Below are 13,333 nucleotides of genomic sequence, written 5' to 3'. Positions count from 1 at the left end.
CGGCACGCATTTGACGCTCAGGAATAACAACAAAAGAAAAGGCAGTCAGCCATGTTCAAACAATCGAAAGTACGTCAGGCGGGACTTATTCTGTTCGCCACCACCCTGATTCTGATCTTGCCCAATTTACCCAAGGTTATTGGGTGACACTCCCAGCTTCCGTGCTCACACCGCACCAGGCCAGCCGCTTTTGGCAGCACCTGCCAGGACATTGCGCTTAGCGCGCCTGTTGCAGGGGCTGTCTTTTTACCTGCCGTTTTCCGTTATCGTGTGCGCCCTCACTCTCTCGCAACGGGCCTGTGCCTTGAAACCGATCCTCGCCCTTTTTGCCCTGCTGTTGAGCCTGCCTGCGGCGGCGGCACCCTTGACCATCGAGCTGGACCACAGCCAAAAGACCTGGCAGACCGCCGAGTTGCTCAAGCACCCCGACGCTCAAACGGTGCAGATCATCGATGATGTGTCCTACAAGCGCACGATGACCTACCGTGCAGTGCCCCTGGCGGCGCTCTTACCGGGCCTTAAGCCTGCGAACCACCTGCAAGCCGTTGCCCTTGATGGTTTTGCCGCCGAACTTGCCGCCGCGCCCTTACTGGAAAAAAACGGCGCCCGCGCCTGGTTGGCCGTGGAAGACCCGGCCCATCCATGGCCACCGTTGGCACAGGGCAAGCCCAGCGCCGGGCCGTTCTATCTGGTCTGGACCCACCCTCAAGCCGGGCATATCAGCCCCGAACAGTGGCCGTTCCAAGTCTCGAAATTCAAGCAGTTGCAGACGGTTGGCGAGCGTTTCCCGGCGCTATTGCCCGACCCGAAACTGGCGGCGAACGACCCGATCAACCAGGGCTTTGCGTTGTTCCAGAAGAACTGCCTGGCGTGCCATCGCCTCAATGGCGGCGGTGATGCCCAGATGGGCCCGGACCTGAATGTGCCCTACAACCCCACCGAGTATTTCAGCGGCGAGTTCCTCAAGCGTTACATCCGCGACCCGCAAAGCCTGAGGCATTGGCCACAGGCGAAGATGCCGGCGTTTACAGCCAGTGTATTGCCAGACAATGAGTTGGATTTGCTGGTGGGCTATCTGCGGCACATGGCAGGCCGCAAACAGCAACCTTGAGCCTGCGCTGTATCGATCGTTCCCACGCTCCGCGTGGGAACGCCTCTTGTGATGCTCTGCGTCACGCTTTGGGACGCGGAGCGTCCTCGGCTGCATTCCCACGCAGAGCGTGGGAACGATCAAGCAACGCAGAGCGCGGGGGCGATCATTGCTGAGGCGCCACGAATACCTTGGCATGCATCTGCTCATGCCCACCGCCACGGCGCATGCCGCGTACCGGGCAGGCGTCGAGGTAGTCCAGGCCCACGGCCAGCTTCAAGTGCCGCTCCGGCCGCGCCAGTTGGTTGGTCACGTCAAAGCTGTACCAGGCGTCATCCAGCCAGGCTTCGGCCCAGGCATGGCTGGCCAGGTGCGTGCTGTCTTCGGTGTATAGATACCCCGACACATACCGCGCGGGGATCCCCAGGCTGCGTGCGCAGGCCAGGAACGCATGGGTGTGGTCCTGGCACACCCCAGCGGCACCTGCAAAGGCCTGGGCGGCGCAGGTATCGACGTCGGTCGCGCCGGGCGTGTAGACCATGGTGTGGTTAAGCGCCTGCATCAGGTCGATAAGCGCGGTGCGGTCGCGACGCTGATGGCAGTGTTGCTCGGCAAAGCCGCGCAGGGCGTCGTCGGGCTCGGTGAGGCGCGTAGAGCGCAGGAACGGAAAAGCTGACTGGCTTTCGTGTTCGGCTTCGCGCAATTCATCGATTTCCACCACGCCCCGGGCGCCAATGATGATGGCGTCATGGGGCTCGTCCAGGGTGAGCACATGCAAGATATTACCGAAGGGGTCCACCTGGGCCCGCACCGGGCGTGGCAGGTCGAGTTGCCAGCTCAGCACGTGCTGGCGCTCGCTGTCATGGGGTGTCAGGCGCAGGTACTGGATGCTGGCGCGCACCTGGTCTTCGTAGTGATAGGTGGTGTCGTGGCTGATGGAGAGTCTCATGCCGCCTCCAGGTAGGAACTGTAGATGGCGTCGCCCAACTGGCGGACCAAGGGGATAAAGTCGGTCAGCCAGGCATGCAGGCCTTCCTCGAGGATTTCGTCGATGGCGGTAAAGCGCAGGCGCGCATCCATCTCGGCGGCCAGGCGCTGGGCCGGGCGGCCGTTGATGCCGGGCAGGCTGGCGAGGATCTGGTCGATCTCTTCGCTGCAAGCGCGCAGCGAACGCGGCACATCGGCGCGTAACAGCAGCAGCTCGGCCACTTGCCGAGCCCCCGGTGCATCGCGATAAATCTCGGTGTAGGCCTCGAACGATGACAGCGCACGCAGCAACGCACTCCATTGGTAATACGCGTGGGCCGTGCCATCGCTGACCGCTGCAGCCTGGTCGCCGGCCATTTCGTAGCGGGCATCCAGCAGGCGCAGGGTGTTATCGGCGCGCTCAATGAAGGTGCCCAAGCGAATAAAGCGGAAGGCATCGTTGCGCATGATGGTGCCGTAAGTAGCCCCCCGGAACAGGTGGGAACGCTCCTTGACCCACTCACAAAACCGGCTCATGCCGTAGTGGCTCAGCCCCTGCTGGGCGATATCGCGAATGTCCAGCCAGGTGGCGTTGATGTTTTCCCACATGTCGGCGGTGATTCGCCCACGTACCGCATGGGCGCTGGCCCGCGCCGCGCCCAGGCAGCTATAGATGCTCGCCGGGTTGGCCGCGTCCAGGGCAAAAAAGTGCAGCAAGCGTTCAGCGTGCAAGGGGCCATGGCGCGCGTGGTAATCCTCCAGGGTGCCGGTGATCAACAGCGGCATGGCCAATTCGTGCAGGCCATCGCCGCGCCCGTCCTGGGGCATCAGCGACAGCGAATAGCTGACATCGAGCATGCGCGCGAGGTTTTCGGCGCGTTCCAGGTAGCGCGACATCCAGTACAAATCCGAGGCAGTTCTACTCAACATGGCATCAGTCCTCGACCACCCAGGTGTCTTTGGTTCCGCCGCCCTGGGACGAGTTGACCACCAACGAGCCTTCGCGCAGCGCCACGCGGGTCAGGCCACCCGGTACCACGCGGGTGTCCTTGCCGGACAACACGAAGGGGCGCAGGTCTATGTGACGTGGGGCGATGCCGTTTTCGACAAAGGTCGGGCACGTGGATAAACACAGGGTCGGCTGCGCGATATAAGCGTGTGGCTTAGCCTTGATACGCGCCCGGAACGCTTCGATTTCTGCGGTTGTAGACGCAGGGCCGACCAACATGCCGTAGCCACCGGAGCCTTGGGTTTCTTTGACCACCAGATCGGGCAGGTTGGCCAGTACGTGGGACAACTCGTCAGGCTTACGGCATTGAAAAGTCGGAACGTTCTGCAGGATCGGCTCTTCGTCGAGGTAGAAGCGGATCATTTCAGTGACGAACGGGTAAACCGATTTGTCGTCCGCGACGCCGGTGCCAATGGCATTGGCCAGCACCACATTGCCGCAGCGATAGGCGGCGAGCAGGCCGGGCACACCGAGCATGGAGTCGGGGTTGAATGCCAAGGGGTCGAGAAATGCATCATCGAGGCGACGGTAGATCACATCGACAGCCTTGGGCCCGTCGGTGGTGCGCATGAATACACGGTCATCGCGCACGAACAAATCTGCGCCTTCGACCAACTCCACGCCCATTTCCCGGGCCAGAAAGGCATGTTCGAAGAACGCGCTGTTGAAACGCCCGGGCGTCAGCACCACCACACTGGGGTTATCCAGGGGGCTGGCGCTTTTGAGGGTGTCGAGCAGCAGGTTGGGGTAATGGTCGATGGGTGCGATGCGCTGGGCCGCGAACAGTTCGGGGAACAGACGCATCATCATCTTGCGGTCTTCCAGCATGTAGCTCACACCGCTGGGCGTGCGCAGGTTGTCTTCAAGCACGTAGTACGTGCCGTCGCCATCGCGTACGAGGTCGACCCCGGAGATGTGCGAATAGATGTCGCGGTGCAAGTCCAGGCCCTGCATTGCCAATTGATATTGCTCGTTGGCCAGTACCTGTTCGGCAGGAATGATGCCGGCCTTGATGATGCGTTGGTCGTGGTACAGGTCGGCGAGGAACAGGTTCAGCGCCTTGACCCGCTGGATGCAGCCGCGCTCGACGATCCGCCATTCACTCGCCGGAATGCTGCGGGGGATGGTGTCAAAGGGGATCAGGCGCTCGGTGCCTTGTTCGTCCCCGTAGAGGGTGAAGGTGATGCCGGCGCGGTGGAACAGCAAATCGGCTTCACGCCGGCGCTGGGCCAGCAGTTCGGCAGGGGTGTCGGCCAGCCAACGGGCGAACTCGCGGTAATGGGGGCGAACCTGCCCTGCCCCATCGTACATTTCATCGTAATAAGTGCGGATCATGCCGTACTCCTTGTCACCCGGACGCAAGAACCTTCGCAAGGCCCGTGCCAGCGGCATAAACACTTAATAATCAATCGCTTGAATAATCCAAGCGGAGGCGCCGCACCGTCCTGGTGCGCGCAATTGCCTGGGTCAAGCCGTGCGCTTCATTGCAATGCGGTCTTTGGCTATCAACAGCATAGTCAGAGTTGATTTCACTGCGCGGCTGGCACTGCGGATAATCACCTCCATCGGCTGAACAGGAGATGTCCTACAGCTAAACCTTTTGTGCAAGCGATATGGTGTTACTTCGTGTACTGATCTACCTCCTCGAACTTCCCTTTCCGCCACCCTATTTGGGTGGCTTTTTTTTGCGCGTAAAACGGCGGTTCACCTGCCACGGCCGCCCAAACAAAATCGGCCGACCCAAAGGTCAGCCGATACGCTGTGCTGCTCATAAATACCAACTACATGGGTAACCCACGCACCTCCTGCTTGACGCCCCATCCCTCGATAATCCCACCCAGGGGCTCCACCACTGCCTCAAAGTCTTGCTCGAAATCTCCTATGCCGTCGTAGGTTGCGAACATGATTTTGCTCAGTTCCAGGTACCAGGCGCCATCGTCGCGCGCGCTGACCTGGGCATTGAGGGACTCCCCACGAAATCGACCCGCGGCCCTGCGCGCCCGTTCCTCATCCGGGAAAATGGCGTAGAACTCGATGGGGTGAAAACGCGAGAAATCAAAGCCGCCTTCTTTCATGCGGCGCAATACGTTGGTGCTGATGTCTTCTTGATAGGCTGTGCTCATGAAACGTCCTCCTCAAACCGATGGATAGACTTTCCGTGCTTCCTGAAGCCCCGCGCGCTGCTGGCGCGGGCACCACGGCATAACAACACCGCAGGAAAACAAGCATGTAGCTGACAAGACCAGACCTTAGCGATTCATTCGCTGATCTCGATTGCAGAGTAGCGCGAAGCTATCACCTCCACCAGAGGTGCTCGTGTGGCGTGTGAAAAATGTTTAGACGGAGGGAGAAATATCGAGAATCTGGATACTGTTCTGGTCTTTGAGAATCTTGACCGTCGGCTCGGGTTTACGGCCTTCCAGGTCATTGAGATCGAGTTCGGCAGCAATCGGCACCAGCTTCGCACGAATCATATGCGCAGCGTCTTCGAGGCTGGGCTTTTGTTCGCAGGTGAACTGCTGCACGGACTTTTCACCGTGATCATCAACGAAGGTAATTTGCCACGTTTGCATCGGTGCCTCCTCGATAAAACCCATAGGTGGGCTTACACATATCTGGACCTTGGCGGCGCGCAAAACGTTCCGCTCAAGCCCGGAGGCACCGGATCAACCGCACTTATTTTTCAGCGTGGTCTTTCAAGGCTTTCAAGGTGTTGAACGGTGCGTCCACCACGAACTTGTTGGCCAACCACGAAGGTACGCTGCCGCCCGGCTCGGTGTGTACCTGGTAGGTGACTTCGGTCTGGTTATCGCCCTTTGGCACCAGTTTCCAGAAACCCTCCACCTGGGCGACCCGCACGTAACCTTTTTCTTCAGGCTTGTAGGTCGGCACACCTTCCAGTTTGCGCGTGACGGTGCCGTCAGCGGCTTTGCTGGTGGTGACGTGGATGTACGAGTCGCGGTCCGTCACGGGGAACGGCGCCTTGAACTGGGTATAGGTCCAGGCCTCGTCGCCTTTCTTGTCGACGAGCTTCTGAGACTTGCACTCATGGATCCAGGCGCAAGCACCGACCACATCTTCCTGCAGCGCCTGGACCTTGGCCAAAGGCGCCTTGATCACCGTCACACCGCGATACGCCTTGTACTTGGAACCGGCAATCTCGCTCAGGGACACCTTGATACCGTCTTCATCCTTGGCGACTTGCCAATCCTCAGCCTGGGCAGTGGCCGCAAACAACAGCGTAAAACCGCACAGCACAGCCACTCGTTTCAGCGAACCCATCGTTGTATTCCTTATTGTTGAAGTTCCGATAGTAAAGCCCATCAAGCCGCCGTCATCTGCTCCCACCAGCCGATCAGCCGGATGGCATCGGCCTGGTCGTTGCCACAGACGTCGATATCCGCCTTGAAATCACTGCACACGGCGGGCCGCTGCGGTTGACCGAACAACTGGCACAGTTGTTCCACCGACAGGTGCACGCAGCGAACGCCGGCGGGTTTGCCTTGGGGCATTCCCGGCAACGGTGAACTGATGGAGGGGGCAATGCAGCAGGCGCCACAGCCTTCACGGCATTTCATGACCAGCAGGTCCTCGACGACTCAATAGGGATGGCCGGGCTAGAGTACGCTCTTAAACAGCCGTTTTAAAATGGCCCAACAGGGGTTTTTCGCACAAAACAAAAGTGACCGACCAGTCTGCGACAGATGGTCGGCAACCTGGGTCACCTCTGGTCCGAAAGTTTATTGCTTGAATTCGAAATCCAGCGCAGCGCCTTCAACATCACGGCGCTCTTCGTTACGCAGTTGCAGCTTCATCTCGTTGCTGAGCAAGCGGCCGTTGATCTGGAACGCGCTGTTGTCGGTGGGCTTTTCGCCAAACATCGGCGGCAGTAAGGGCACGCTCTTGGGCTTGGGCATGGTGCCGATGGGTTGTAAATGCCTGACCATGTCCGAAGGCAGGGACAGGTCCAACTGTGCCGGTGGTAGCTTGGTCTGGGCGACTTCACGGGCCGACTTGGACTTGCTCGCCACGGGGGCACGCTTTTTGGTCGAGGCGGCCTTCTTTTGTGCCGCGGGGGCTTTTTTCGCAGGGGTTGGCTGCTTGGCTGAGGTCTTTTGCTCGGCACTGACGGCAGGCTTGCCATCAGCCATCGGCGCTGCAGCCAGCACGCTGCCCACATTGCACAGGCCCAGCAGGCCAATCATCCATGTAACGCGAAAAATAGAAGTCATATCGCCAACAGCATTAACGGCAGAAGGCCATATGCTCGCTTGTTGTGCGCGGCATGACAAGGGCACAGATCAGCCTTGTCCTCTTTACACGCCTCAAAAACCCGCTGCGGCCTCTTGGCATAACTGGCTGGCAAGCATTCCCAGGGTCATCAGGGCCCGCTCTGCCTCGCGGTTCCACGGCGTGCCGCAATTGAGACGAATACAGTGGTTGAACTGTTCGGTATTACTGAAGATCAGCCCCGGTGCGATGCTAATGCCTTGTTGCAGGGCACGCACATGCAGCTCCTGGGTATTGACCCGCCCCGGCAAACTGACCCACAAGATAAAGCCGCCGGTCGGGCGGGTCATCTGGGTGCCCTCGGGAAAGTATTGCTGCACCGCCAGTTGGAAAGCGCTGAGGTTCTTGCGGTATTCCTGGCGGATGTAGCGCAAATGACGGTCGTAGCCACCGTTTTCCAGATAGGCCGCGACGCCCATCTGCGTGACGCTGCAAGCAGAATGCGTGCTGAACATCTGCAGGCGCTGGATTTCCTGCTGGTACTTGCCGGCAATCATCCAACCAATGCGCACGCCCGGCGACAGGGTTTTAGAAAAGCTTGAGCAATAGATCACGCGGTCGAGGCGGTCGTAGGCCTTGAGGGCTTTGGTGCGGCCAAGTTCGAACATCAACTCGCCGTAAATGTCATCTTCGACGATCTGGATATCGAAGTCCGACGCCAGGCGCAGCAACTGTTTCTGCCGCTCCTCCGGCATGGTGCCGCCCAGCGGATTACTCAGGCGTGTGGTCAACACCAGCGCCTTGATCGACCATTGGTTGGCGGCCAGTTGCAGGGCTTCCAGGCTCATGCCTGTAGCGGGGTCGCTAGGGATCTCGATCACCTTGAGGCCCAGCAGATCAGCCAATTGCAGCAAGCCGTAATAGGTGGGTGATTCAGCCGCGATCAGGTCGCCAGGGCGCGTCAGTACGCGCAACGACATCTGCAATGCATCGACACAGCCGTGGGTGATCACCACTTCGGAAGGGTCCACTACCACGCCCGCGTCGCGCATGCGGATCGCCACCTGGCGCCGCAGGGGTTCAAAGCCAGGGCTGAACATGTAGCTGAACGCCCGTGGGCTCTGGAAGCGTGTGACCTTGGCCAATTGCTGATGCAGTGCCCGCACCGGCAGGTAGTCGACACTCGGCACCGCCGCGCCCAACGGAAACACCCCTTCACGGCGCGACTCGACCAGCACCTGCTGGATGATGCTGCTACGGGTGACCAACCCTGGGCGCTCGACCCGTGCGATATCTGGCGTAGGCGCCGTGAGTGCTGGCGTCTGGTGCACGTAATAGCCCGACTGCGGCCGCGCCCGGATCAGCCCCTGGTCTTCCAGGTTGGCGTAGGCCTGCAGCACAGTGGCATGGCTCACATTGAGCTGGGAGCTCATCTTGCGCACCGACGGCACGCGCTCCCCCGGTTGATAGACACCGCGCCGGATGTCCTCAGCCAGTTGCTGGGCAATACGTTGGTAAAGCAACAGATTGGTCATGACGCAGCACTCGATTTCACGGGTATTTTATTTTTGTGTGAAACATACCGGCACAGTTTAGAAGTGTACGGGGACAGTTGCCACAATAGTCGAGCGCGGGCGGGAGTGACAGTAAAAACTGTAAGGGGGCTGGGACAGCATTCATAGAGCACAAAAAAATGTGGGAGGGGGCTTGCCCCCGATTGCGGTGTGTCAGTCAAGGATGTACCAACTGAACAACCGCTATCGGGGGCAAGCCCCCTCCCACATTTGATCCGGTTCTGGATGTTAGCGTGCTGCGCCCAATTGGCCCTTCTCGTCAGAGAACACAATTTCAACCCGGCGGTTCTGCGCACGACCACGCTCGGAGGCATTGGCTTCCACCGGGTATTGGTCGCCATAGCCCTCGACCTCAATGCGCTTGTCATCGATACCCAGGTCCATCAACAGATCGGCCACCGATTGAGCACGGTCGCGGGACAGTTTCAGGTTTTCCTGCTCGCCACCGGTGTTGTCGGTGTAGCCCTCGACGCGCACCCGACGCTTGGGGTTCAGTTGCAGGAATTGCACGATCTTGAGCACTGTGCGATTGGCCGAGTTCTGCAGTTCAGCTTCGCCGGTGTCGAACAGTACGTCCCCCAGGGTCATCACCAAGCCACGGTCGGTCTGGGTGGTGAGGCTGGCGATCTGCGCTTCAACCCACTTGCCCTGCTGTTGCACGCTGGCCAGCTTGTTTTCGCGCAAGGCCAGTTGCAGGCGCTGACGCTCCAGTTCCAGTTGGGTACCGCGCTCGGCATTCAGGCCCTGCTGGGTGTGCTCTCGGGCAATGGCGCTGTAACGCTGGCTCAGGTAGGCGTAATGCACCACATCGGCGCCGCTGCCCCAGTAGCTGGACAGGCGGTCTGCGCGAGCCAGGGACTCGCCGGCGCGGATCACGTCTTTGGGCGCGAAGCGCAGCACGTTGGCGTCTTCCTTGACCTTCTGAAAGTCATCGCCAGCCTGCTGCAACGCCTGCTCGCTGGTGGGTTGGCTGGCACAGCCGCCCAAGGCCACGCTGCCCAGCAGCAGTACACAACTCAAACCACGGATCATCGGGCTCATTGTGCCTCTCCCAACTGCAGCTGCTTACGCAGGCGAGTGATACGGGTATTGAGCACGTTCAATTGTTCCTGGCTCTTACCGGTCAGCACTTTGGCTTCGGCCAGGCGCGCGTCCAGCTCCGCCTGCTCGGCGCGCATACGCGCTCGCTTGTAGGATTGGTCGGCCATGTTGCCCTTGGCCCTGGCGAATTTTTCTTCGGCCAGTTTCAGTTCGGGGGATTCATCGGTGTTGGCCCCGACCGCAGTGGCTTGTTCCAAGGCTTGCTGGGTCAGGCGCATTTGTTCGATCGGCGCAGGATCGGTTGCACATCCTGCCAGCGCAACAACGGCGAGGGCCGCGAAAAGAGCTCGAAAAATCACTGTAAATCCCTACTTTGTTGGGGTGCCGACAGGTTGTTGCAATTGCGCCTTCCAGCGCTCCAGATTGCGCTGCAGCGCGGCTTGCGCGACACCGGAGGCGGGCAATTCTGTCATCTTTTTCGTCAGCTGTCCGCGCAGCCAAGGATCATTGCAGGCCGAGTTGTGGGAAATCGCCAAGTACAGGCCAGGCTGATCGACAGGCACATCATGAGCCACCAGGTCATTACTCATGCCCAGAGTCTGGGCCATGGCCATGCCGGAATAGCGCCCAGCCAGCACGTAGTCCACCTCACCCAACAGCAGCTTCTGAAAGGCCGGCGTCAAGTTGGGCAGACGTTGCAGGTTGAGTTGCTGGCCGGCGAAGGTCTCGAACTCGGCGCTCAAGCGCGCACGCTCCGAGACTGCGCCTTTGTGGCCGTGCAAATCGGCGGCGGTGGAATAGACCAGGGCGGAATCCTTGCGCGTCCATACCAGGTAGTCGGTCTGCATCAGCGCTGGATGGATGTAGTCGAAGTGGTCCAGCTCGCCCAGGTTCAGCGGTGCGTCGGCGAGAATGTCCATGCGCCCGCTGCGTGCTTCATCAAGGGCCAGGGAGCGTTTGCCGCCGTAGAGCAGGTCGATTTTCAGCCCCAGGTCCTTGCCCACTTGTTGCAGCACGTCAGCGGTGGCGCCGATCAGGTGCGTAGGGTCCTGGGGGTCACGCCAGAGTAATGGCGGCGCGTCCGGGCTGCCGGTGATCACCAGGCGCTCGCACTTGCCGGCGGCGAGCGTCAGGCTCGGCAGCAGCGTAAGGCCCAACAGTAAGGCCCAGGGGCGCAGTTCCATGGCAAGACTCTCCCGATCAGTAAAAAAAAACCCGGTCATAAGACCGGGCTCTTTATAAGTGAAGTGGCTGGATTAGACCAGCTTCTCCAACTCAGGTACGGCTTCGAACAAGTCCGCTACCAGGCCATAATCGGCAACCTGGAAGATCGGCGCTTCTTCGTCCTTGTTGATCGCTACGATCACTTTGGAGTCTTTCATACCAGCCAGGTGCTGGATCGCGCCGGAGATACCGACGGCGATGTACAGCTGTGGCGCCACGATCTTGCCGGTCTGGCCGACCTGCATGTCGTTGGGTACAAAACCTGCGTCAACGGCTGCGCGAGAAGCGCCGACCGCAGCGCCCAGCTTGTCGGCCAGGGCGTACAGGTGCTTGAAGTTATCACCGTTCTGCATGCCACGACCGCCCGAGACGACGATCTTGGCAGCGGTCAGTTCAGGACGGTCCGACTTGGCCAGCTCTTCGCCGACAAAGCTGGAAGTGCCAGCGTCGTGGGCAGCGGAGACGGCTTCAACGGCAGCCGAGCCACCTTCGGCGGCAACCGGGTCGAAACCGGTGGCGCGCACGGTGATGACCTTGACCGCAGCGTTGGACTGTACGGTAGCGATGGCGTTACCGGCGTAGATCGGGCGCGTGAAGGTGTCGGCGCTTTCTACCGAGATAATCTCGGAGATCTGGTCAACGTCCAGCTGCGCGGCAACGCGTGGCAGGATGTTTTTGCCGTTGGAGGTGGCGGCAGCCAGGATGTGGCTGTAGCTCTTACCCAACTCTGCAACCAGTGGTGCAACGTTTTCCGGCAGCTGATGCGCGTAAGCGGCATTGTCAGCGTTCAGGACTTTGCTCACGCCCGCGATTTTCGCAGCGGCTTCAACCACGGCGCCAGCGCCCTGCCCTGCTACCAGGACGTGGATGTCGCCACCGATTTTAGCGGCGGCGGCCACGGTGTTCAGGGTGGCCGGAGCCAGCACCTTGTTATCGTGTTCGGCGATTACGAGGATAGTCATGATCAGATCACCTTCGCTTCGTTTTTCAGTTTCTCGACCAGTTCAGCCACCGACTTGACCTTGATGCCCGCGCTGCGTGCAGCCGGCGCTTGGACTTTGACGGTCTTGTTGGTAGAGGCGGTGGAAACGCCCAAAGCATCCGGAGTCAGCGTCTCGAGAGGCTTCTTCTTGGCTTTCATGATGTTTGGCAGGGACGCATAACGCGGCTCGTTCAAACGCAGGTCGGTGGTGACGATGGCCGGCAGTTTCAGGGAAACCGTCTGCGCGCCGCCGTCGATTTCACGGGTGACCGCAACGCTGTCGCCGCTCACTTCGACTTTCGAAGCGAAGGTGCCCTGGCCGTAACCGGTCAGTGCAGCCAGCATCTGGCCAGTCTGGTTGTTGTCGCTGTCGATGGCCTGTTTGCCAAGGATCACCAGTTGTGGCTGTTCCTTGTCGACAACCGCCTTGAGCAGCTTGGCCACGGCCAGGGAGGTCAACTCTTCAGCAGACTCCACCAGAATGGCGCGGTCGGCGCCCAGGGCCAGAGCGGTACGCAACTGCTCTTGGGCAGTGGTCGGGCCGATGGACACCACGACGATCTCCGTCGCCACGCCTTTCTCTTTCAGGCGTACGGCTTCTTCCACAGCGATTTCGCAGAAAGGGTTCATCGACATCTTGACGTTAGCAAGGTCGACGCCGGAATTGTCCGCCTTGACGCGAACTTTCACGTTGTAATCGACAACGCGTTTGACAGCTACAAGAACCTTCATGGATTCCTCGTTACTCTCCGGTGAAAAGAAAGTCGCCTAGGCGAACCTGGCGGTTGATGCTCATCGGCACACAAGGGCACCTCCAAAGACCTCGGCAGTGGCCTTGCACACGGGAAATGACGACCGTTCGTCAGTGGTGACTGAGAGGTCATTCTTTATCGCGGCGTGTAAACTGCGCCCCAACGTTTGGGTGCGCATCACCTTTATTGCCTTCGGCCTGTCTTTGGACGTGCTCTTGAAACCTGCAGTCTGCCTACGGGAAGCGCAAAACCGACCGTATCTTGACCGGAACGCCTATTCTGGTCAATACGGCAAAATGGTCAGTCATAAGCCCCGTTGCTTTGATTTATCTAGGCTGCAGGCAATTCAAACAAACGTTTGTATTGGACGCTGTCAGTGGTCTATATATAATGCGCCACCTAGAGAGACAGGTGGGTGCTGCCTTCGCGCAGAACCACACCGAACCTCCACCCATTAGAAAAAAA

At 59.8% G+C, this 13,333-nt stretch carries 15 protein-coding genes; 1 reads left to right on the top strand and 14 read right to left on the bottom strand.

All coding sequences use genetic code 11. The features are described 5' to 3' along the window. The first annotated feature begins 304 nt into the window (after nucleotides 1-304). A complete protein-coding gene (locus tag TX24_RS03165) occupies nucleotides 305-1,111 on the top strand; it encodes a c-type cytochrome (RefSeq protein ID WP_057709824.1) in 807 nt (268 codons plus the stop codon). Nucleotides 1,112-1,256: 145 nt separating this feature from the next. Here the strand turns inward: TX24_RS03165 and TX24_RS03160 are convergent, their stop codons facing one another. From TX24_RS03160 to TX24_RS03095, 14 genes are all read right to left on the bottom strand, one after another. After that, nucleotides 1,257-2,039 (bottom strand): transglutaminase family protein, encoded by a 783-nt coding sequence (locus tag TX24_RS03160; protein WP_003193457.1) that lies wholly within the window; start codon nucleotides 2,037-2,039, stop codon nucleotides 1,257-1,259. After that, the gene (locus tag TX24_RS03155) at nucleotides 2,036-2,986 is read right to left on the bottom strand and encodes an alpha-E domain-containing protein (protein ID WP_003193459.1); all 951 of its coding nucleotides are present in this window, start codon (nucleotides 2,984-2,986) and stop codon (nucleotides 2,036-2,038) included. Before TX24_RS03155 ends, TX24_RS03160 begins: the two co-directional genes overlap by 4 nt. A gap of 4 nt (nucleotides 2,987-2,990) precedes the next feature. After that, entirely contained in the window at nucleotides 2,991-4,400 is a 1,410-nt protein-coding gene (locus tag TX24_RS03150) for a circularly permuted type 2 ATP-grasp protein (protein WP_003193461.1), read from the bottom strand. Between the two features lie 446 nt (nucleotides 4,401-4,846). Beyond that, entirely contained in the window at nucleotides 4,847-5,188 is a 342-nt protein-coding gene (locus TX24_RS03145; RefSeq protein WP_003193463.1) for a ribonuclease E inhibitor RraB, read from the bottom strand. Nucleotides 5,189-5,401: 213 nt separating this feature from the next. After that, nucleotides 5,402-5,638 carry a hypothetical protein gene (locus tag TX24_RS03140; protein ID WP_014719530.1) on the bottom strand — a complete coding sequence of 79 codons (237 nt, stop codon included), beginning with the start codon at nucleotides 5,636-5,638 and terminating at the stop codon, nucleotides 5,402-5,404. Nucleotides 5,639-5,741: 103 nt separating this feature from the next. Next, nucleotides 5,742-6,347 (bottom strand): START domain-containing protein, encoded by a 606-nt coding sequence (locus tag TX24_RS03135; protein ID WP_034133560.1) that lies wholly within the window; start codon nucleotides 6,345-6,347, stop codon nucleotides 5,742-5,744. Between the two features lie 41 nt (nucleotides 6,348-6,388). Next, entirely contained in the window at nucleotides 6,389-6,643 is a 255-nt protein-coding gene (locus TX24_RS03130) for a YkgJ family cysteine cluster protein (protein WP_003193468.1), read from the bottom strand. 162 nt (nucleotides 6,644-6,805) lie between these two features. Then, entirely contained in the window at nucleotides 6,806-7,297 is a 492-nt protein-coding gene (locus TX24_RS03125; protein ID WP_057709679.1) for a hypothetical protein, read from the bottom strand. A gap of 93 nt (nucleotides 7,298-7,390) precedes the next feature. Next, entirely contained in the window at nucleotides 7,391-8,830 is a 1,440-nt protein-coding gene (locus TX24_RS03120; protein WP_003193472.1) for an aminotransferase-like domain-containing protein, read from the bottom strand. A 267-nt stretch (nucleotides 8,831-9,097) separates the two neighbouring features. Then, nucleotides 9,098-9,910, bottom strand: a complete 813-nt coding sequence (locus TX24_RS03115) for an OmpA family protein (protein WP_003193474.1) — start codon at nucleotides 9,908-9,910, stop codon at nucleotides 9,098-9,100. Continuing rightward, nucleotides 9,907-10,269 (bottom strand): DUF4398 domain-containing protein, encoded by a 363-nt coding sequence (locus TX24_RS03110; RefSeq protein ID WP_003193475.1) that lies wholly within the window; start codon nucleotides 10,267-10,269, stop codon nucleotides 9,907-9,909. The genes TX24_RS03115 and TX24_RS03110 overlap by 4 nt, the downstream gene beginning before the upstream one ends. Before the next feature lie 9 nt (nucleotides 10,270-10,278). After that, nucleotides 10,279-11,094, bottom strand: coding sequence for a substrate-binding periplasmic protein (locus TX24_RS03105; protein ID WP_057709678.1), 816 nt, complete (start codon nucleotides 11,092-11,094; stop codon nucleotides 10,279-10,281). A gap of 72 nt (nucleotides 11,095-11,166) precedes the next feature. Continuing rightward, nucleotides 11,167-12,096 carry an electron transfer flavoprotein subunit alpha/FixB family protein gene (locus tag TX24_RS03100; protein ID WP_057709677.1) on the bottom strand — a complete coding sequence of 310 codons (930 nt, stop codon included), beginning with the start codon at nucleotides 12,094-12,096 and terminating at the stop codon, nucleotides 11,167-11,169. 2 nt (nucleotides 12,097-12,098) lie between these two features. Then, nucleotides 12,099-12,848 (bottom strand): electron transfer flavoprotein subunit beta/FixA family protein, encoded by a 750-nt coding sequence (locus TX24_RS03095; RefSeq protein WP_003193480.1) that lies wholly within the window; start codon nucleotides 12,846-12,848, stop codon nucleotides 12,099-12,101. Nucleotides 12,849-13,333: the final 485 nt, after the last annotated feature.

Origin of the sequence: Pseudomonas lactis (assembly GCF_001439845.1) — a bacterium.
GTDB lineage: Bacteria > Pseudomonadota > Gammaproteobacteria > Pseudomonadales > Pseudomonadaceae > Aquipseudomonas > Aquipseudomonas lactis.
The sequence above is the reverse complement of the archived record's forward strand: the minus strand, read 5'-3'. Positions and strand labels throughout refer to the sequence as shown.

Excerpts from the sequence above, each read along its gene's own strand:
- TX24_RS03115 (WP_003193474.1), bottom strand. The coding sequence starts at position 9,910 with ATGAGCCCGATGATCCGTGGTTTGAGTTGTGTACTGCTGCTGGGCAGC.
- TX24_RS03095 (WP_003193480.1), bottom strand. The coding sequence starts at position 12,848 with ATGAAGGTTCTTGTAGCTGTCAAACGCGTTGTCGATTACAACGTGAAA.
- TX24_RS03135 (WP_034133560.1), bottom strand. The coding sequence starts at position 6,347 with ATGGGTTCGCTGAAACGAGTGGCTGTGCTGTGCGGTTTTACGCTGTTG.
- TX24_RS03120 (WP_003193472.1), bottom strand. The coding sequence starts at position 8,830 with ATGACCAATCTGTTGCTTTACCAACGTATTGCCCAGCAACTGGCTGAG.
- TX24_RS03130 (WP_003193468.1), bottom strand. The coding sequence starts at position 6,643 with ATGAAATGCCGTGAAGGCTGTGGCGCCTGCTGCATTGCCCCCTCCATC.
- TX24_RS03105 (WP_057709678.1), bottom strand. The coding sequence starts at position 11,094 with ATGGAACTGCGCCCCTGGGCCTTACTGTTGGGCCTTACGCTGCTGCCG.
- TX24_RS03125 (WP_057709679.1), bottom strand. The coding sequence starts at position 7,297 with ATGACTTCTATTTTTCGCGTTACATGGATGATTGGCCTGCTGGGCCTG.
- TX24_RS03145 (WP_003193463.1), bottom strand. The coding sequence starts at position 5,188 with ATGAGCACAGCCTATCAAGAAGACATCAGCACCAACGTATTGCGCCGC.
- TX24_RS03140 (WP_014719530.1), bottom strand. The coding sequence starts at position 5,638 with ATGCAAACGTGGCAAATTACCTTCGTTGATGATCACGGTGAAAAGTCC.
- TX24_RS03160 (WP_003193457.1), bottom strand. The coding sequence starts at position 2,039 with ATGAGACTCTCCATCAGCCACGACACCACCTATCACTACGAAGACCAG.
- TX24_RS03155 (WP_003193459.1), bottom strand. The coding sequence starts at position 2,986 with ATGTTGAGTAGAACTGCCTCGGATTTGTACTGGATGTCGCGCTACCTG.
- TX24_RS03100 (WP_057709677.1), bottom strand. The coding sequence starts at position 12,096 with ATGACTATCCTCGTAATCGCCGAACACGATAACAAGGTGCTGGCTCCG.
- TX24_RS03150 (WP_003193461.1), bottom strand. The coding sequence starts at position 4,400 with ATGATCCGCACTTATTACGATGAAATGTACGATGGGGCAGGGCAGGTT.